The following is a 19,143-nucleotide window of genomic DNA, read 5'->3' on the forward strand; positions in this document are numbered from 1 at the left end:
TCCCGCGAAGGCGGGAATGACGAAAGATACAACCGCTGGATCAGCGTGAAGTCATCCCACCCTAATATTCGGCAGCGATCAGGTTCAGCGCGCGCTCGGCGGCCAGCGTCGTCGCGCCCCCGCCCGATGGCCGATCATTGGCGAACGAGGAAAAGGTAAAGACCCGCCCGGTCGCGGTGGTCAGAAAACCCGACAGCGCCGCGGTGCCTTTGAGCGATCCGGTCTTGGCAAATACCCGCCCGGCCAGCGGCGTGTCCTTGAAGCGGTTGGCCAGCGTCCCGTCGACCCCGCCGACCGGCATCGCCGCGCGATACGCCTCGCCCCAGGGCTGCGCCTGCGACCAGCGAAGCAGCCCCACCACCGCACGCGGCGTCAGCCGATCATACACCGACATACCCGACCCATCGAACAAATCCCACCCCGCGCGCGCCACGCCCGCCTGCGCGAACATCGCCTCGATCGCGGCAAAGCCATCGGCGGTTCCGCGATCCCCCCGCCGCGCTGCCACCCGCCGCAGCAGCATTTCGGCGTACAGATTCTGGCTGACCTTCATCGTCTCGCGCACCGCTTCGGCATAAGGCGGCGGATCGAGCCGCGCGACCACACCCGTCACCGCTGGCCGGGGGTCACCCGGCGCGCGATGCCGCGCCTTCGCCGCCTCGGCCACCGTCACCCCGCGCGCGCGCAGCAACCGCGCGAAGCGATACGCCGCCCATTCCGCCGGATCATCCACCCCCAGCCGGATCGTCTGCACCGGCGAACCGGCAGCGATCGTACCGGACACGCGCACCGTCCGGCTACCCGGTAACCGCTCGACGCTGATCGCGGTGACAGCGCCTGCCCCCACGCGATTGTCGATCGCGAACCAGCCATCCTCGCTCGTCACCACCGGTACCGCGCCCGCAGTCACGCTGATGCTGGTGACATTGTCGTTCAGCGTCAGCGCCGATACCGCGGTGCCATAGCGCCCCTGCAAATCGTCCCAGCTCCATCCCTGTCCCCAGCGTTCGTCGGGATAGGCGCGATCGTCGCCGATCACCCCGCGCACCGCCCTGGTCCGCGCCGCCACCGCATCGGCGAGCGTGGCGAGGCAATTGGCGATGCAATCGGCGGTATCGCGCAGCAACGGGTCGCCGCTGCCGACCAGCACGACATCGCTGGCACCGCCCGCCGGCTCGATCGCGACGGCGGTGCCCTCGATCGGGGTGGCCATCAGCCCCGGCTCAGCATGCAGCGCGGCGATCGTCACCAGCTTGGTATTCGACGCGGGCAGGAAACGATCATCAGGCGCGATCGCCACCACCTCGCGCCCCGCCTCATCGACCACCAGCAATCCCCAGCGAGTCCCCGCGACCGAAGGATCATACAGCACCGCGCGCACGCGCTCGTCGAGCGAAGCCGCGCGGTCGAGCGGCACGCGGCCCGGCGCCGCGCATCCCGCCAGCGCCAGCAGCGCCAGCAGCGCCAGCATCATCGCCCTGGTCATTCCCGGCCCCATCGCCCGCTCCTATCCCGTCTCGCGCACCTCGGTACGCCCCCCAGCCAGCCGATCGTCGAGCGCCCCCTCCCACCGCGCGACCGTGGTCGCCACCGTCAGGTTCGCCGAAGCGCTCGGCACCGTGCGTGTCATGTCGAGCAGCCGGTCGAACGGCAGCACAAATCCGACGATCAACGCGGTCTGTTCGGGCGACACCCCCACCGCCGCCAGCACCGCCGCCAGCATGAACAACGACGCCGACGGCACCGGCGCGGTGCCGAACGCCGCCAGCGCGCCGGTGACCAGCACGACGAACCAGTCAGCCGTCGCCATCGGATGCCCGAGGGCCTGCAGGCTGAAAACGCTCAGCAGCCCGACATACATCGCGGTGCCGTCCTTGCCGATGCTCGCGCCCAGCGGCAGCACGGTCGATGCGACCGGCTTGGCCACCCCCAGATTGTCCTGCGCACATCGGATCGCCACCGGCAGCACCGCCGAGCTCGACGCGGTCGAAAACGCGATCGCCAACGCATCGACGATGCCGCGATAGAATCGCCCGACGGGCACCCGCGCCAGCAGCTTGAGCATCGCTGCATGGACGATCACGATCTGCAACACCGATCCGATGACGACGCACAGCGCCAGCCAGCCGACATTGGCGAACACCGCAACGCCATTGGCCGCGACCGCCCCTGCGATCAGCGCGAACACGCCGAACGGGGTGACCTCCATCACCAGCCGCACGATCGTCAGCAACACGCTCGATGCCGAAGACAGGAACTGTGCGAACGGCACGCCCGCCTCGCCCGCCACCACGGTGCCCGCCCCAACCAGGATCGCGGTGAAGATCAGCGCGAGCATGTCGCCCTTGGCCAGCGCATCGACGATATTCAGCGGCACGATGCCGACGAGCGTGTCGTACAGCGTCCTGGGCTCGCCCAAAGCCTGCGCCTGCGCGGCTCCCAGCGCCGCCCCCACCCCCGGCTGCACCACCACCGCCACCGCCATCCCAAGCGCGACCGCGATCAAGGTGGTCGCGGCAAACAGCCCGGCGGTCTTGCCGCCCAGCGGTCCCAGCCGCTTGGGATCGGCCATCGAAGCAATTCCCGAAGCGATCGTCACCAGCACGATCGGCGCGACCAGCATGCGGATCAGCCGGACGAAAACATCCCCCAGAAACGCCACCGAAGGCGCAGCTTGAGGCCAGAACAGCCCCAGCAACACGCCCAGCACCAACCCGCCCAGCACCCGCTGCCACAGCGGTATCGCAAACCAAGCGCGCATCATCGCCCAATCCCCCTCCCGCTAGCGGGAGGGGCTAGGGGAGGGCATGTCAGCGCCCGCAGCGGACCTTGGCTAACAGCACCTCCCGCCTGCGGAAGGAGGCAAAAAGCACCGCGCAACTTCAAATCCCGCCCCAGAATCCGGGGGCCGGCGGATACAGCATCCCGCCTTCGATCCGCACCCCGCCCTCGCGGTCGTGCGCCAGCCACCACGGCCCGTCGCAATCGACGAACGTCGCGCGACCCGCAATCGCCAGCGCCGGCGCAATGCCCAGCGACGAACAGACCATGCACCCCAGCATCAGCCCGAACCCCGCCGCCTCGGCAGCCTGGGCGAATACCAGCGCGCCGGTCAGGCCGCCAGTCTTGTCCAGCTTGATGTTCACATAATCATATCGCCCGCGCAGCCGCGGCAGATCGGCGACGCCATGCGCGCTTTCATCCGCACAGATCGGCACCAGCGGCTCGAATTCGGCCAGCCCGGCATCGGCATCGGCTGGCAGCGGCTGCTCCAACAGGCCCACCCGCGCCTCGATCAACACCGGCTGCATCTCGGCCACCAGCGCCATCGTCCAGCTTTCATTGGGGTCGACGATCATCCGCGCCGCCGGCAGCGCCGCGCGCACCGCCGCGATCCGATCGGCGACCATCAGGCTGTCCACCTTCACCTTCACCAGCGGCACCGGCCCCAGCGCCAGTGCGGCACGGTGCATCGCCTCGGGCGTGTCGATGCCGATCGTCACCGCGGTCTCGATCGGCGCTAGCGGCTGCTGGCCCAGCATCTGCGCGATCGTCTTGCCCGCAAGCTTTGCCTCGAGATCCCACAGCGCGCCGTCGACCGCGTTGCGCGCCGCGCCCGGTGGCATCAGCGCCTGCAATTCCTCCCGCCCCGCGCCGCCGCTCAGCGCGGCGATGACCGCCGTAATATCGGCCAGCGCATCATTGATCGTCTCGCCATAGCGCGGATACGGCACCCCCTCGCCGCGCCCCGTCTGCTCGCCCTCGCTGATCTCCACCGTCACCACATCCGCTGCGGTCTTCACCCCGCGCGCGATGCGAAAGGGCGATTTCAGGGCGAAACGGTCGTGGCGAGCGGCGACAGTCCGAAGCAATTCGCGATCTCCTCGATAATTGGCGTCACGCCGAAACGAACCGGGTCGGTGCAGGGTAGCGCAAGCCGGCTGCCAATCTCGACACAAAAAGCGCGTGCCTCGGCATCGCTCAGCCGCGATGTGTTGATGCATACCCCCACCGCCTGCACATCGGGGTTGGTCAGCCGCGCGGTACGAAGGTTTGCCTCCAGGCATTCGGCCAGATCAGGCACCGGGAAATGCGGCAGCCCGCGCATATGCGGGCGCATCGCCTCGTCGCACAGCACCAGCGCATCGGGCTGCGCGCCGTGCAGCAAGCCGGTGGAAACACCCGCAAACGAAGGGTGGAACAGCGATCCCTGCCCCTCGATCACGTCCCAGCCGCCGTCGGTCCGCGCGGGCGAAAGCACCTCGACCGCGCCCGAGATGAAATCGGCGACCACCGCATCAACTGCGATGCCGCGCCCGGCGATCAGGATGCCGGTCTGCCCGGTCGCGCGGAAATCGGCAGCAAGTCCCGCCGCCCGCATTGCCCGCTGGAGCGCGATGCTGGTGTACATCTTGCCCACCGAACAATCGGTGCCCACCGTCAGCAGCCGCCGCCCGGCGCGCTTGATGCCGCTGCCCACCGGCAAGTCGGCCGGCGCATCGCGCACGTCGAACAGCGTCACCCCCGCCGCCCGCGCCGCCTCGACCAGGGCGGGCACATCGCGCAGCCGGTGGTGCAGCCCGGCGGCGACGTGCATCCCCAATGCAATCGCCACCAGCGCGTCCTCGATCAGCGCCTGCCCCATGCTGCCGCCGGGATTGGCGATCCCCAGCACCAGCGTGTTGGCCCCGCGCGCGCGCGCCTCCTCGATCGTCAGCCGCTCGATCCCCAATGTCAGCGGGCAATCATCGTGGCGAAACTCGCCGATGCAATGCTCGGGCACGAAATGCGCGAGCCCGCGCGAGGTTTTGATGCCCAGCGGATCATCACTGTGGCCAAGATAGAGGAGATAGGGGGTCGGTATCATGGACAAACCCTAGAGCGGCGGCGGCCCGCCTGCGAATAGCGACGCAGGGGCTGGGTCATAACGCCGGGTTATAGGACATCGATCGAGGCGCGCAGCTCGTCAAGGAACGACAGCGCCAGCGTCGAGGGCGGACGGTTCTCCAGGAACATCGCATGGACGTCGAAAGTGATCGCCGGTCGCAATGGCCGAAACGCCAGCCCAGCCGACAGCGATGCCGCTGCGGTAAAGCTGTCGACCACCGCAATCCCGACGCCCGCGCGCACCAGCGCGGCGGCGATGTAGAAGGTGCGCGTCGATACCACTTCGTCGAAATGCACCCCCAGCCGATCGCATTCGGCGGAGAACATCTGCCCCAGCGGCCCGCTGCGCGCCAGGCTGATGAACGGTCGATCGGTCAGCGCCGCCAGGTCGAGCCGCGCGGGGGCGTCGGGCAAGTCGCATTCGCGGTACAGCACCACCAGCTCGCCCTCGCCCAGCGCATGCGCCGCGACCGGCGCTGCCGGCGGGACTTCATAGGCGATCGCGACATCGCATTCGCGCTCGTACAGTTTGCGCAGCAGATCGTCGTGATGCAGCGTCTGCAGGTCGAACGACACCCCCGGCGTCCGCTTCAGCACCCGCGCCACCGCACTCGGCAACACCCCCAGCGCCAGCGACGGCAGCGCCGAAATCCGCAACGTCCCCGCCCCGCGCCGCAGGTTGCGGCTGGTATCGCGCAGCGACTGCACCCGCTCCTGGATCGCGCTCGCCTCGGTGAACAACTGGTGCGCGTCCTCGGTCGGCACCAGCCGCCCCTTGGTGCGGGTGAACAGGTCGAAGCCCAGCAGGCTCTCGGCATGGCGCAGCATCTTGGTGACCGAAGGCTGCGACACGTTCAGCGCGCGCGCGGCGTTGGTCACCGATCCATGGACATAGACCGCGTGGAAAATCTCGACATGGCGAAGGTTCATCGGCCGCGCGCCAATCGTTCCTCGATCGCGCTGAACGCCGAACTGCCCTTAGGGGCATCGATCGCCACCCCGGTCGCATAATAAGCGACGCCGCTGCCGTCCGCGCGATCGACCCACAGCCCCGATCGCAGGCGATAGGCCTCGCCAGCATGGCCGATCCGCACCCGCCCGTCGCCGAACGGATCATCGGCGCACCCCGCCACCCGCGTCGCGGTGAAGGTGATGCCCAGGCCATAGCTGCAATAAAAGCCGCCCTGGGTGTCGCCGTTGCGCCCGTCATAAGTCCACAGCGGCGTCATCAGCGCTTCGAAGGAAGCCGGCGACAGCAGCCGCACGCCATCGATCACCCCGTCGCCCGCCAATAGCTGGCCGATCCGCGCCAGCCCGTTGGCCGAAATCCGCATGCCCCCCTGCGGCGAAAAGATCGCGCCGTTGCGCCCCGCCACCCAGCGTGACAGGTCGCAGCTGCCATCGCTTGCCGGGGTGACGCTGCAGCCGGGCTTGCCGCCCTGGTTATCGTCGCGCAGCGGGGTGCCGTCGGGCTCGTACAACACCACCGCGCGCGCCGCGCTGGCATCGCTGCATTGGTCCCAGTTGAAACATGCCGCGATTTTCAACGGCGCAAATAGCTGCGCCTGCATCACCCGGTCGAAACGCTCGCCGGTGGCACGCTCGATCACGGCAGCGATCACCGGATAGTTCATATTGGCATAAGCGAAATAGCGGGCGGGCGGGTTCACCGCGTCCCACGCTTTCGGGTCGGCCAGCACCATTTGCAGTTCGGCATCGAGCGGCAGCACATAATCGACCGCGTCGGTCAGGCTCGATCGGTGCGACAGCAACAATCGCAGCGTGATCGGCGTTTGCGGATGCGCCGGGTTTCGCAGCCGCCACCCCAGCCGGTCGGACACATCGGCATCGAGATCGAGCACGCCCGCATCGACCAGCCGAAGCACGACGATCGCCACCGCCAGCTTCGAGATCGACGCCACCCGCACCGGATCGTCGGCGCGCAGCCTGCGAGCCGCGGCAATATCGGCATAGCCAGCCGTCTGCGCCGGGGCGATGGCGGTGCGGCTGAAAGCGATGCGCGCACCCGCCAGCGGTTCGGCGGGTGGCGGCGGCGCGGCGGCGGCGAGTTGCGCTGCAAGCAGCGTCAGAAGGATCGACATCGCGCCAAGGCTAGCATGGCGGCGATGCGACACAAATGATCATTCCGCCGCCGGCGGCACCGTCAAACCCCGGTGCTGCCACATCGGCTGGCCAGCGCCAGCGCCCCCAGCAATCCCGCGTTTCCGCCCAGCGCCGTCGGCACCACCAGCGCATCATAGCCGGCGCGATCGACGCCGAAATAGCCCTGCGCCAGATCGCTTGCAGCCTCGCGGACATGGTCGATCAGCCCCGGCGTATCCATCACGCCGCCGCCGAACACGATCCGGCGCGGCGACAGCAATGCCTGCTGCCACACCACCAATTGCCCCAGATAATGCCCGATGATCCGATGTCCCGGATGATCGGCGGGAAGCTCGGACAGCGACGCGCCCCAGCGCGCCTTCACCGCCGGCCCGCTCGCCAGCCCCTCCAGACAGCCGCCATGAAACCGGCACGTACCAGCAAATTCGCGGTCGTCGGGATGCCGCTCGGGCCGGGCATGGCCCATTTCGGGGTGGCGCAGGCCGTGCAGCAATTCGCCCTGCACGATCGCGCCGCCACCAATGCCCGTGCCCACGGTGACATAGGTCGCAATATCCGCGCCCATCGCCGCGCCCTGGTGCCATTCGGCCAGCAGCGCGCCGTTCACATCGGTATCGAACCCCGCCGAACAGCCAAATCGGCGGGTGAAGGGGCCGACCATATCGGCCCCGCTCCAGCCCGGCTTTGGGGTCTGGGTGATATGGCCCCATGTGGGCGATGCCGGATCGACATCGACCGGGCCGAAACTGGCGATGCCGAACCCGGCATAGCTGCCCAATTCAGCTTCGGCCTGCGCAAAAAACGCCAGCGCCGCGCCGATCGTCTCGGCGGGCGTCGTCGTCGGCACGCGCGCGGTGCGAAGAATCGTGTCGGGCGCATGGCCGACACCCAGGATGAACTTCGTCCCGCCCGCTTCGATGAAACCGAAAAGATCGCTCACCCGGCTGCTCTCAAATAAGGCGAGTTTCGCACCGTGCTTCGGCCATCGGGGCCGGTCACCGAATAAGTGAAGCCGGGAATCAGGGCAAAGGCACCGACATCGCCCTTGGCACCGATCGCGATGAAGCCGACCTGCATCCCATTGATCGCCGCGCCGCGCAGCCGAACGATATGCTCGACTGCTTCGCGGCAGGCGGCATCGGGCGACATGCCCGCGCGCATCGACGCGACAACGCGCGCGCTGCCCGCGATCCGGGTGACTTCCTCGCCCACCCCGGTGGCGGTGGCGGCACCGACCCCGGCTTCGACGAACAGGCCCGACCCCACTTGCGGGCTGTCACCCACCCGGCCGCGCATCTTGAACGCCATGCCCGACGTCGTGCAGGCACCGGCAAAGCGGCCATCGGTGCCGCGCCCGATGATGCCGATCGTGTCATGATCCAGCGCCGATCCAGGGGCCGGGCGGCGGCGGCGGTTTTCGGTATTGGCGATCGGGCGATATTCCGCCGTTTTCAGCCAATCGCGCCAAGCGGCGTCAGCCTCGGGCGTCAGCAGTTTTTCGCGGGTGAAGCCCTGGTCGAACGCAAACCGCCGCGCGCCTTCGCCGACCAGGAAGGTATGCGGGGTGCGATCCATCACCGCGCGCGCCACCGACACCGCATGCGTCACATCTTCGAGCGCCGCGACCGCGCCGACCCGCCCGGCATCGTCCATGATCACCGCGTCCAGCGTGACATGGCCGTCGCGATCGGGATAGCCGCCCTTGCCCACCGAATGATTGGCCAGATCGGCCTCGGGCACGCGCGCCCCCGCCTCGATCGCGTCGAGCAGCGGCCCGCCGGCGCGCAACCGAGCGATCGCGCTGTCATTGGCGGCGACTCCGAAATCCCAGGTCGACAGGATGACCGGGAAGGTTGCTCCGCCCGACCCCGTTTGTGCCGTCGCCGTCTTGGCCAATGTCGCCGCCGACACGGCGGCGGCCATGCCGCCGATCGCGCCGCGCCGGGTGAGGTTGATGGGGTTCATCGATCGTCTCCGATTAGCAGATGCACGACATTCGCCTGCGGCCGGGCAACTCCGCGCACGCCCGAGACCTTTTCATCGATCAGGCCGGCATCGCGCAATTGCAACCGGATACGTCCCTGGTGGCAGCTCGATTCGACGATATTGCCCGCGCCGCCCACCGCCTGCACGATATAATCGGGCAGTGGCCCCCCGGTTTCCGGCATGGGAGCGGTCGGCGTCGATTGCGCGCCCGCGCCATCCATCGCCGGTCCCGTTTCCATCGCCTGGCGCATTTCCATCGCCACCGCATCGGCGATCGGCCCGATCACCACCTGCACCGCATGCGCCGAAGGACGCAGCACCGCGCGCGCGCCCAGCGCCTTCAGCCGCGGCTCGTCGATCGCCTGAGAATCGCCCACCGCCAGCCGCAGCCGGGTGGTGCACGCCCCCACTTCGCGCAAATTGGCCACCCCGCCCAGCGCAGCGACAAACGCCGCCCCGCGCTCGGTCGCCTGTAGCGCTACCGGCGACGCTGGCACTGCCTCGCCCGGCTCGCGGCCCGGCGTCGGCAGGTCGAGCCGGCGAATGGCGAAGCGGAAAATGGCGTAATACACCACCGCATAGGCAGCACCGACCGGCAACAGCATCAACGGCCGGGTCGCCCGCCCGTAATTCAGCACATAATCGAACAGCCCCGCCGAAAAACCATAGCCCAGCCGAACGCCCAGCGCGTTCATCAGCGCCTCGGCCGATCCGGTCAGCACCGCATGGATGCCGTACAGCAACGGGGCCAGGAACATGAAGCTGAACTCGATCGGCTCGGTCACGCCGGTCAGGAACGAGGTCAGCGCCAGGCTGAACAACATGCCCCCCGTCGCCGCGCGCCGCTCGGGCTTGGCTTCGTGATACATCGCCAGGCACGCGGCGGGCAGGCCGAACATCATGATCGGGAAAAACCCGCTCATGAACGCGCCCGCCGTCGGGTCGCCGGCAAAGAACCGGCGCAGATCGCCGGTCACGCCGCCATAATCGCCGACCACGAAATACACGACATTGTTCAGGATATGATGCAGCCCGGTGACCAGCAGCAGCCGGTTGAGCACGCCAAAGGCAAACAGCCCCCAGCCGCCCGCCGCCACCACCGATACGCTCATCGCGTCGACCCCGGCACTCACCCAGCCATAGCCAGGCCCCAGCAGCAGCGCCAAGCCAAGCCCGGCAAAACCGCTTGCGATCGGCACGAACCGCCGTCCGCCGAAAAACGCCATCGAATCGTGGAATTTCACAGTGGCGAAGCGGTTGTAAAACAGCCCGCCGATCAGCCCCGATGCAATGCCGATCGGCACGTCCAGCCGCGCGATCTGCGCCTCTTTCCAGGCGGTGCCGACCGTCCCGATCGCCGCTTCGGGCAATCCGGCGATCAACGCGGGCGGCACGATCAGGAACGCGCCGGTGCCGTGCGTCGTCACCAGGAAACAGACCACCCCGGCCAGCGCCGCCGCGCCATTGCCGTCACGGGCAAAGCCGGTCGCCACGCCCACCGCGAACAGCAACCCCAGATTGCTGAAAATCGCATCGCCCGCCGCGCTCAAAAACGCGATGTCGAGCAGATCGGGCTGGCCCAGCCGCAACAACAGGCCCGCCACCGGCAACACCGCGATCGGCAGCATCAATGCGCGGCCAAGCGGTTGCAGGAACGTCATCGCGCCCTTCATGCGGCTTTCTCCGAAAAATCGCGGGCAAAGGCCCGAACCTGCGCCGCCGTGCCGCAACCCAGCGCAACACCGGCCAGCGCCTGCGTCTCATCCAGCCGAAGCTGCGACACCACTGCCTTGATCCGCGGCACTTGCTGCGGCGGCACCGATAGCGACCGCACCCCAAGCCCGATCAGGATCGGCACCGCCAGCGGATCGGCGGCAAGTCCGCCGCACAAGCCCACCGGGCGGTCATGCTGCGCCGCGCCTTTGCAGGTCGCCTCGATCAGCCGCAGCACGGCGGGGTGCAACGCATCCGCCGTCGCCGCCACGGCGGGATTCCCGCGATCCATCGCGAGGGTATATTGCGTCAGGTCGTTGCTGCCGATCGACAGGAAATCAGCGGTCTCGGCCAGGCGCTCGGACAGCAGCGCGGCGGCGGGCGTTTCCACCATCACCCCCAAAGGCGGCGGCGCGACATTTTCCTCCGCCGCAAGCCGGTGCAGCGTCTCGCGGATGGCGGCCAGCTCGCCCATGCCGACAATCATCGGCACCATCACCCGGATCGGGCCATATTGCTGTGCCCGCAAAATCGCCCGCAATTGCGTCTCCAGCAGCGCCGGTCGGGTCAGCAACACCCGCACGCCCCGCTCACCCAGCGCCGGATTTTCCTCGGCCGGGATCGCCAGATAACTGGCCGGCTTGTCGCCGCCAATGTCGAGCAATCGGATCGTCAGCGGTCGCCCGTCCAGCGTCTCGGCAATCTCACGATAGCAGCGCGCCTGCTCCTCGATCCCCGGCGCTTCGGGCCGTTCGAGAAACAGAAACTCGGTGCGAAGCAGGCCCGAACCTTCGGCACCCTCGCGGATCGCCGCTTCGGCATCGGTGACCGATCCCAGATTGGCATAGACCGCGATCGCCACGTCATCGGCGGTCCGGGTGGGCCGATCGCCCGCCGCGCGCGCGGCATCCTCGGCCTCGCGGCGGCGATTGATCCGCGCCGCGACATCGACGATCAGCGAATCGTCGGGCTGGGTCAGCACCGCGCCGCCATCGCCATCGACGACCATCAACATGCCCTCGCGCGCCTGTTCGAGCGATTTGCCCAGCGCCACCACCATCGGAATGCCCAGGCTCGCCGCCAGAATCGCGACATGCGAGGTCGCGCCGCCACCTTCCAGCGCGATACCGCCGATCCGCTGCGCGTCCGATGCCAGCAGGTGCGACGGCAACAGCTCGGCCGCGATCAGGATGCCGCCATTGACATAATTGGCGGGTGCATCCTCCTTGCCCAGCGCGGCAAAGGCAATCCGGCGGCCAATATCCTCCAGATCATCGGCGCGTTCGGCCAGGCGGTGGTTTGACGAGCTACGCAATTGCGCCGCCTCGGCCAGCGCGGCTTCGTGAAACGCGGTGCCGGCATGCGCGCCCGCCTCGATCCGCAGCTTGGCCGCATCGCGTAAGGCCGGGTCATCGAGCAGCGCCAGATGCGCCGTCGCGATACCCTTGGAAACCGTGCCGCCCGCCTCATCGCGCAGCGTCTGCTGCACCTTCGCTAGCGCATCGTTCAGCCGTGCATGTTCAGCCGCAACACCCTCGCCCTGCGACGGCAGTGAAAGCGCCTGCCGCGTCAGGCGAAAGGCAGGACCGATCGCAAGGCCGGGTGCCGCGCCAACCCCCTGCAGCGCATTTTCGGGCAGCGACGAAGCCGCACGCGGGGCCGCGGCGGTTTGCGCCGGCTCGGCATCCACTTCTGCCTCAGCCGACAGCAATATCGCCAGGCGGTCGAACAGCATCGGGGCGTCGCCGCTGGAGGTAGTCGCCACCACATGATCGCCAAAGCCGAGCGAAAGCCCCAGCAGCCCAACCACGCTGCGCGCCGATGCCTGCTTGCCGTTCGCCGACAGGGTCACGTCGGCATCCAGTTCGCGCAGCGCGGCGGCGATCGTGGCCGCCGGTCGCGCATGCAGTCCGTGGGCAAGCTGCACCACCAGCTCGCGCGATTGCAGGGCAAGCGACGGGGCCGCCGATTCCGCACTGGCGCTCTCGCCGGTGACCCGCGCCAGCGGCGTGCCGACCGCAACCATCGTGCCGATCGCCAGCGGCGTGACCCGCAGGCCCTCGCTGGTGACGATCAACGGCGTGATGACGGCGGACGCATGTTGCACCAGATGGTCGAGGTCAAAACGGATCAGCGGATCGCCGGCGCACACCGCCGCACCGATTTCGACCAGCGCGGTAAAGCCCTTGCCGTGCAGCGCGACCGTGTCGATGCCGATATGCATCAACAGCTCGATGCCATTGTCGGCGCGCAGCGTGATGGCGTGGCGCGAATCATGGATCGTCACCACGACACCATCGCATGGCGCGTGCAGCGTATCGCCCGTCGGGTCGATCGCCACCCCATCGCCCATCAGCCGTCCCGCGAATACCGCGTCGGGCACGCTATCCAGCGGCGTACACCATCCAGCCATCGGTGCATTAAGATCAAGCGTCAACAAGCGTCTTATCCCCCTTGCGCAAGCTTCAGCCTAGCCGCGATTCAGACTTATGCAATACCGATATATTACCAATTTCCTACGGGCGACATCAGGTCGCGATATATACCGGCCCCATGATCCCCGAAGGCTTGCCAGCCGATGCTTCGATGATCAGCACAATGATATGCCGGTCGGTGCCCGCCGCAAGCCTCGCGGACAGGCTGGCCGGCGCATCCCCGGCCTTGGCCGCCACCTGCTCGCCATCGATCCACAACGTAGCACGCCCGGCAATCGCCTCGAACAGGATCGTGCCGCCGTCCCTGGCCACCAGGCGCGAAGGGGTTATCGCCGTGCGATAAATCCGCCAGTTGCCCATCGCCGATGCTGGCGTTGCGGTGCCGCTGCGTAGCTGCTCCCAGCTATTATTGTCGCCATCGCCGGGCATCAGCATGGGCAAGGGCGGGGCATCGAACGCAGGCGAACGCCGCCACATCCGCACCAGCGTCCGGGCCGCGACCACCGGCACCTGTTCGGGGGGTGACGAGGCCATGCGCCGCAGCCGCAGTGACGCCGGTTTCAGCCCATCGGCCTGCGCGCGAATGTGAATCACCCCCGCCCCCGGCAGCGCCTGAACGATCACTTGCGCCAGGCCGTTGAACAATGACCGCTGATTGCCCTTTTCGGGTTCATGGCTGTTGGGGTCGCCATTGCCGATCCCCAGGATCGCCCCCCCCTCCACCGTGAACCGAGTCATCAGGTTCGCGGTCGGGACGTGACGCCCCATGCGATCGACCGCATCGATCGTGATCGGCTGCACATCCTCGCCATCGCCGCGCATCCGGGCTCGCGCGGGCATCAAGCGAAGCGCCACCGGCTCGCCCGTCGTCTCATGCTCCGCGCGCGCAACGATCCGGCCACCGCGCCACGCCTCGGCCTCGATCCGCCCGGGCTGATAGGCAAGGGTAAATGCATTGCCCATGATCGGATCGACCGCCGCGTCGCCGATCATCCGCCCGTTCAGCCGCAGCGTAACCCGCTCGGCATTGGACATGACCAACAGCTTGATCGGCTTCCCCTCGCGCCCGGCCCAGTTCCAGTGCGGCGCGATCGAAACCATTGGCTCAGTCTCCAGCCAATGCGCGCGATGAATGTCGAACGCGGTTTTGGGGAAACCGCACAGGTCCATGATCCCGAAAAAGCTCGAAATCGTCGGCCAGGCATGCGGCGTCGGCTCGCCATGATAATCAAAGCCGGTCCAGACAAAGCCGCCCGCGACAAACGGCCTGTCGGCAATCCGCTTCCAGCTTGCGCGATGCGTCCCGCCCCAGTCCGCCGCTTCCTCGTCATAGGATGTGTGGACATGCGCCTTCAGGTCGGTCGCGAATGCGCCGCGCGTCTGATAGGCGCTGGTATCCTCCGAACTGAAGATCGGCAGCCGGGGATTGGCCGCATGAAAGCGGTCATAATGCTCCTGATAATAGTTGAAGCCCATGACGTCGACGACCTGGCTGACATTGACCGGATCATAGAAAGCCCCGTTCATCGCCGCGGTCACCGGGCGGCTGTCGTCCAGCCGCTTCACCGCCGCCTCCATCCGCCGCACCATTTCGACGCCGGCGATGCTGCCCTGCATCGGCTCTTCGTTGAACACCGACCACAGGATGACGCTGGGATGATTGCGGTCGCGGCGCACCAGCCATTCGAGCTGCGCCAGATAATCGGGGCTGGGATTGAAAATGCGGTTTTCGTTGACGACCAGAAACCCCATCCGATCGCACAGGTGCAGAAACTCGGGGGCCTGGGCATTGTGCGAGGCGCGAATGGCGTTGCATCCCATCGCCTTCAGCCGCTCCAGCCGCCAGGCGAGCAGCATGTCGGGCACCGCCACGCCGACGCCGGCATGGTCCTGATGCAGGCACACCCCTTTCAGCTTCACGTGGCCGTCGTTCAGGAAAAAGCCCCGATCGGCATCGAAGCGAATGGTGCGAAAGCCGATCGGCACGATGCGTTCGTCGACCACCGCACCATCGCGCTTCAGCCGGACGCGAACGCGGTACAGCACCGGCGTTTCGACCGACCATAAAACCGGCGAACCCGCGCCGAGTGTCACGCGCAGGTCATGCTCGCCCAGCACCGGCACATCGCCCGCAACCTCGCCGGTGGCCAATATGGTGCCATCGGGAGCGATCAGCGCGGCCTCTGCCGTGACGCTTACCCGAACATCACCGACATTGCGGATCGCGACATCGACCGGCACCTGCCAGCTCCCGTCGGCCAGGCGGCGGGGATCGCAATGCACCCCGTCGGTGGCGATGGCGCAGGGCGCGCGCACCGCCAGCCAGGCGTGGCGATAGATGCCCGCGCCTTCATACCACCATCCCTCCATCGCCTCGGCATCGACGCGGATGGCGATGACATTGCCTTCGTCGCCGAAATTGGCGAACGGCGTCAGATCGACGATCACCGCGCTATAGCCGCTCCAGCTACGCGCCGCGATATTGCCGTTGATCCACACCGTCGCATGGGTGGCGATGCCGTCGAACTGCAATTCCAGCTGCTTGCCGCGATTGGCCGGATCAATGCGGAAACGGCGGCGATACCAGCCGATACCGCGCGGGCGATAGCCTTGCGAGACATTGGCGGTTTCGACGAACGGCTGAAACGACGCCCAATCGTGCGGCAGTTCCACCGCCTGCCAGTCGCTGTCGTCATATTCGATCGCAGCCGCGCCCAAAGCGTTGCCCGCCTTGACGCTCAGATACGTCTCATGATGGCCATGCGGCGGCGGCACGTCGATGTCGCCTTCATGAAACCGCCATCCGCGCTCAAACCGGATGCGGCCCGGATCGACGATCGGCAACGGTTGGGGCAGCGCGTCGGACGGCAGCGGCATCGGCAACGCGCCGGCCCCATCGGCCAGCGCCAGCGGCGGCATCGCCGCCTCCGCCTGCCGCACAAACCCTATGCCGATGCCGAGTGCCGCCGAACCACGCAGCAATCTGCGCCGGCTTAAGGTCATGCCTGGCCGAACACCTGCGTACCGCCAATCCAGGTCGCCACCGGTGCAAAGTCACGATCGAGCATCGCCAGATCGGCAAAGCTGCCCACCGCGATCGATCCGCGATCGGCCGATTGGCACAGAAACGCCGCCGGGTTGGTCGACGCCATTGCCGCTGCGTCCTGTGGCTGCACGCCCAGGTCGCGGATGGTGCGCGCGACCGCGCCCGCCATATCCAGGTCGGCCCCGGCCAGCGTGCCGTCGGCATAGATGCAAATGCCGTCCTGCACATGGATCTGCCGCCCCTGCAGCACGAAATCCTTGTCCACCGCGCCGACCGAGGGCATCGCATCGGTCACCAGCATCATCCGGTCGAGCGGCCGCGCCCGCAGCGCCACGCGCAGCACCGATGGCGCGACATGCACGCCGTCGACGATCAGGCCGCACCAGGGTCGCGGATCGTCGAGCGTCGCACCGACCAGCCCCGGCGCACGCTGCCGCATGGCCGGCATCGCATTGAACAAATGCGTGATCCCCACCAGCCCGGCATCGAACGCCGCGAGTGCTTCCTCATAGGTCGCCTCGCTATGCCCGGCGCTCACCCGCACCCCGGCTTGCGACAGCCGGGCGATATTGTCGGGCGACACGCATTCGGGGGCCAGGGTCACCATCACCGTGCCGCGATGCGGCTGGGTCAACAGCGCGAACATTTCCTCGTCGAAGGGGCGAAACCGCGCTTCGTCGTGAATTCCCTTGCGGATGGGGTTCAGCATCGGCCCTTCGATATGCACGCCGACGACCCCCGGCACGCCAGCCGCGATCGCCGCGTCGCTTGCCGCCATCGCCGCCGCGATCTTGTCCGGCCCTTCGCTGATCAGGGTCGGCAGGAACGCCGTGGTGCCGTAGCGCGCATGCGCGGCACCGATGGCGCGGATGCCCTCGACATTGGTCTCGTCGTTGAACAACACGCCGCCGCCGCCATTGACCTGGGTATCGACGAAGCCCGGCATCAGCCAGCCGCCCGCCAGGTCGATGCCGCCCGTCGAACCATCGGCCAACGGCGTCAGCGCCGCGACGCGGCCATCCACGACCTCGATCTCAGCGCCCGCCCACAGCTGCTCACCGACGACAATCGATCCGCCCGTAAAACGCAATTTCGTCATTGTGTGCGCGTCACCTTGGACAAATGCGGCGGACTATCGGGATCGAGCCCGCGATGGCGCGCCAGTTGCTCGGCCAGGCCATAGAAGCTGGCGAGCATCAAAATGGGTTCGATCGCGGGATGCGCGGCCAGCGCCGGCAGCGGCCCCGATTCATCGCCGGCATTCGCCACCAATGCCGTCGCCCCGCGCTCGGCGAACAGCGCCGCCACCGCGCGGACATCGTCGCCCGCCACATCGCTATTGGCAAAGCCGATCACCGGAAACCCCGGCCCGACGATCGCCATCGGCCCGTGCCGCACCTCGGCCGAGCTGAACGGTTCGGCCTGGATGCTGCAAGTCTCCTTGAGCTTCAGCGCCGCCTCGCCTGCAATCCCAAAGCCATAGCCGCGACCGATCACGAACAACCGCTCGACCGAACCCAGCGGCGCGACCGCCGCGCCCCAGTCAAGCGCCACCGCGCGCCGCAGCAACTCGGGCAGCGCCTCGACCGCATCGGCAAGCGCGCGGTCCTTGGACCAATGCGCGACCAACTGCGCCAGCCCGGCCATAGCCGCGATGCACGATTTGGTCGCAGCGACCGATCGCTCAGGCCCGGCATGCAGCGCCAGCAGCGTATCGGCGGCAGCGGCCAGCGGCGACTCCTCGTCATTCACCAGTGCGACCAGATGCGCCCCGCCCGCCTGCTGCGCGGCAGCGGAGGCGAGCAGATCGGGACTGCGGCCCGATTGCGAAATGCCGATCGCCAGCGCGCGGCGGGTCACCACCGGTGCCGCAAAGATCGACGCAACCGACAGCGCCGCCGATGAAACCGGCACCCCGACAAAGGTCTCGATCAGATATTTGCCATAGGTCGCGGCGTGGTCGGACGAGCCGCGCGCGCAAGTCACCACCACATCGGGGGGCACATCGCGCAGCCGATCGCCCAGCGCCGCCGCTGAATCATGATTGGCGGCCAGCAGGCGGGCGACCACATCGGGGGCCTCGCGCGTTTCCATCGCCATCAGCGTCTCGCTGTGGCCGGCATTCTCGGGCTCCGCCACCACGGCGTCAGAGTTCCGCAACAAAGTCATAAGCGTCACCCCGGTAATAGGAACGAGTAAATTCGACGACGCGGCCGTCGGGCAGGAAGCCGCAGCGTTCGATCAGCAACACGGGATCGCCCGTGTCGATTTCCAGAATGCGTGCATGCTGCGCGCCGACCGGCACCGCACGCAGCCGCTGCAACGCGCGCACGGGCCGATGCCCGGTCCGCTCGAGCGCGGCGTACAGCGACGTATCGACGTCATCGACGCTGTCGAGACAGTCGGGCGCGATCGTCGTGAATTCGAGCGCCATCGGCTCGTCATCGGCCAATCGGACACGGTTGAATCGCATCACCTGCGTCCCCGGCGACAGCGCCAGCCCCATCGCTTCGTCAGGCGTGACGATCCCCACCGATCGCGAGATCCATCGGCTGCTGGCGATGCGCCCGCGCGCCTCCATATCCTCGGAGAAGGAGGACAATTTGGAAAATACCTTGTCGACGCGACCGGCCACGAACGTGCCTGCCCCACGGCGGCGGATCAGCAGCCCTTCTTCGACCAGCCCCTCGATCGCCTTGCGCACGGTGATGCGCGAAATATTGTATTCGACCGCCAGATCGCGCTCGGCGGGAATGCCGCTGCCCTTGGCGGCAACCCCCTTCATGATCGCGTCGCGGATCAGCCCTTGCAGTTGCAGGTACAGCGGCAACGGATCATCGGCACGAAACCGCCCGATACGCGCGGAAAATGCATCGGGTCCACCACCACCCGCGCTGTCAGTCATATCGATGCGTGCCACGGCCGCCTGTTCTTTCATGCTTGCTCACCCGA

General features: G+C 67.6%; 14 protein-coding genes. All 14 read right to left on the bottom strand.

Features of this window, described 5'->3' with window-relative positions; all coding sequences use genetic code 11:
* Positions 1 to 61 precede the first annotated feature (61 nt).
* Entirely contained in the window at positions 62 to 1,486 is a 1,425-nt protein-coding gene (gene dacB / locus QU44_RS10810) for a D-alanyl-D-alanine carboxypeptidase/D-alanyl-D-alanine endopeptidase (RefSeq protein ID WP_033922166.1), read from the bottom strand.
* A gap of 21 nt (positions 1,487 to 1,507) precedes the next feature.
* Positions 1,508 to 2,764 (bottom strand): dicarboxylate/amino acid:cation symporter, encoded by a 1,257-nt coding sequence (locus QU44_RS10815; RefSeq protein WP_033922167.1) that lies wholly within the window; start codon positions 2,762 to 2,764, stop codon positions 1,508 to 1,510.
* A gap of 118 nt (positions 2,765 to 2,882) precedes the next feature.
* On the bottom strand, positions 2,883 to 3,872 hold the full coding sequence (gene dgcA, locus QU44_RS10820; protein ID WP_033922168.1) for an N-acetyl-D-Glu racemase DgcA: 990 nt from the start codon (positions 3,870 to 3,872) through the stop codon (positions 2,883 to 2,885).
* Entirely contained in the window at positions 3,830 to 4,867 is a 1,038-nt protein-coding gene (gene dgcN / locus QU44_RS10825; RefSeq protein WP_033922169.1) for an N-acetyltransferase DgcN, read from the bottom strand. Before dgcN ends, dgcA begins: the two co-directional genes overlap by 43 nt.
* Before the next feature lie 68 nt (positions 4,868 to 4,935).
* A complete protein-coding gene (locus QU44_RS10830; protein WP_033922170.1) occupies positions 4,936 to 5,817 on the bottom strand; it encodes a LysR family transcriptional regulator in 882 nt (293 codons plus the stop codon).
* Positions 5,814 to 6,989 (bottom strand): serine hydrolase domain-containing protein, encoded by a 1,176-nt coding sequence (locus tag QU44_RS10835; RefSeq protein WP_081987984.1) that lies wholly within the window; start codon positions 6,987 to 6,989, stop codon positions 5,814 to 5,816. The genes QU44_RS10830 and QU44_RS10835 overlap by 4 nt, the downstream gene beginning before the upstream one ends.
* A 62-nt stretch (positions 6,990 to 7,051) precedes the next feature.
* On the bottom strand, positions 7,052 to 7,951 hold the full coding sequence (locus QU44_RS10840; protein WP_033922171.1) for an ROK family protein: 900 nt from the start codon (positions 7,949 to 7,951) through the stop codon (positions 7,052 to 7,054).
* Positions 7,948 to 8,976, bottom strand: a complete 1,029-nt coding sequence (locus tag QU44_RS10845) for a N(4)-(beta-N-acetylglucosaminyl)-L-asparaginase (RefSeq protein WP_033922172.1) — start codon at positions 8,974 to 8,976, stop codon at positions 7,948 to 7,950. The genes QU44_RS10840 and QU44_RS10845 overlap by 4 nt, the downstream gene beginning before the upstream one ends.
* A complete protein-coding gene (gene nagE / locus QU44_RS10850; RefSeq protein WP_231621713.1) occupies positions 8,973 to 10,670 on the bottom strand; it encodes an N-acetylglucosamine-specific PTS transporter subunit IIBC in 1,698 nt (565 codons plus the stop codon). Before nagE ends, QU44_RS10845 begins: the two co-directional genes overlap by 4 nt.
* On the bottom strand, positions 10,667 to 13,147 hold the full coding sequence (gene ptsP, locus QU44_RS10855) for a phosphoenolpyruvate--protein phosphotransferase (RefSeq protein WP_231621714.1): 2,481 nt from the start codon (positions 13,145 to 13,147) through the stop codon (positions 10,667 to 10,669). The genes nagE and ptsP overlap by 4 nt, the downstream gene beginning before the upstream one ends.
* A 91-nt stretch (positions 13,148 to 13,238) precedes the next feature.
* Entirely contained in the window at positions 13,239 to 16,148 is a 2,910-nt protein-coding gene (gene galA, locus QU44_RS10860) for a beta-galactosidase GalA (RefSeq protein ID WP_033922174.1), read from the bottom strand.
* The gene (gene nagA, locus QU44_RS10865; RefSeq protein WP_033922175.1) at positions 16,145 to 17,290 is read right to left on the bottom strand and encodes an N-acetylglucosamine-6-phosphate deacetylase; all 1,146 of its coding nucleotides are present in this window, start codon (positions 17,288 to 17,290) and stop codon (positions 16,145 to 16,147) included. The genes galA and nagA overlap by 4 nt, the downstream gene beginning before the upstream one ends.
* Positions 17,287 to 18,360 (bottom strand): SIS domain-containing protein, encoded by a 1,074-nt coding sequence (locus tag QU44_RS10870; RefSeq protein WP_156141098.1) that lies wholly within the window; start codon positions 18,358 to 18,360, stop codon positions 17,287 to 17,289. The genes nagA and QU44_RS10870 overlap by 4 nt, the downstream gene beginning before the upstream one ends.
* Complete coding sequence (locus QU44_RS10875) at positions 18,338 to 19,096, bottom strand: GntR family transcriptional regulator (protein ID WP_052134687.1); 759 nt, start codon at positions 19,094 to 19,096, stop codon at positions 18,338 to 18,340. Before QU44_RS10875 ends, QU44_RS10870 begins: the two co-directional genes overlap by 23 nt.
* Positions 19,097 to 19,143: the final 47 nt, after the last annotated feature.

The sequence above is a fragment of the Sphingomonas sp. 37zxx genome (assembly GCF_000786205.1).
Lineage (GTDB): Bacteria > Pseudomonadota > Alphaproteobacteria > Sphingomonadales > Sphingomonadaceae > Sphingomonas.

Excerpts from the sequence above, each read along its gene's own strand:
- dacB (WP_033922166.1), bottom strand. The coding sequence starts at position 1,486 with ATGACCAGGGCGATGATGCTGGCGCTGCTGGCGCTGCTGGCGCTGGCG.
- QU44_RS10815 (WP_033922167.1), bottom strand. The coding sequence starts at position 2,764 with ATGATGCGCGCTTGGTTTGCGATACCGCTGTGGCAGCGGGTGCTGGGC.
- dgcN (WP_033922169.1), bottom strand. The coding sequence starts at position 4,867 with ATGATACCGACCCCCTATCTCCTCTATCTTGGCCACAGTGATGATCCG.
- QU44_RS10830 (WP_033922170.1), bottom strand. The coding sequence starts at position 5,817 with ATGAACCTTCGCCATGTCGAGATTTTCCACGCGGTCTATGTCCATGGA.
- QU44_RS10835 (WP_081987984.1), bottom strand. The coding sequence starts at position 6,989 with ATGTCGATCCTTCTGACGCTGCTTGCAGCGCAACTCGCCGCCGCCGCG.
- QU44_RS10845 (WP_033922172.1), bottom strand. The coding sequence starts at position 8,976 with ATGAACCCCATCAACCTCACCCGGCGCGGCGCGATCGGCGGCATGGCC.
- nagE (WP_231621713.1), bottom strand. The coding sequence starts at position 10,670 with ATGAAGGGCGCGATGACGTTCCTGCAACCGCTTGGCCGCGCATTGATG.
- galA (WP_033922174.1), bottom strand. The coding sequence starts at position 16,148 with ATGACCTTAAGCCGGCGCAGATTGCTGCGTGGTTCGGCGGCACTCGGC.
- nagA (WP_033922175.1), bottom strand. The coding sequence starts at position 17,290 with ATGACGAAATTGCGTTTTACGGGCGGATCGATTGTCGTCGGTGAGCAG.
- QU44_RS10870 (WP_156141098.1), bottom strand. The coding sequence starts at position 18,360 with ATGACTTTGTTGCGGAACTCTGACGCCGTGGTGGCGGAGCCCGAGAAT.
- QU44_RS10875 (WP_052134687.1), bottom strand. The coding sequence starts at position 19,096 with ATGACTGACAGCGCGGGTGGTGGTGGACCCGATGCATTTTCCGCGCGT.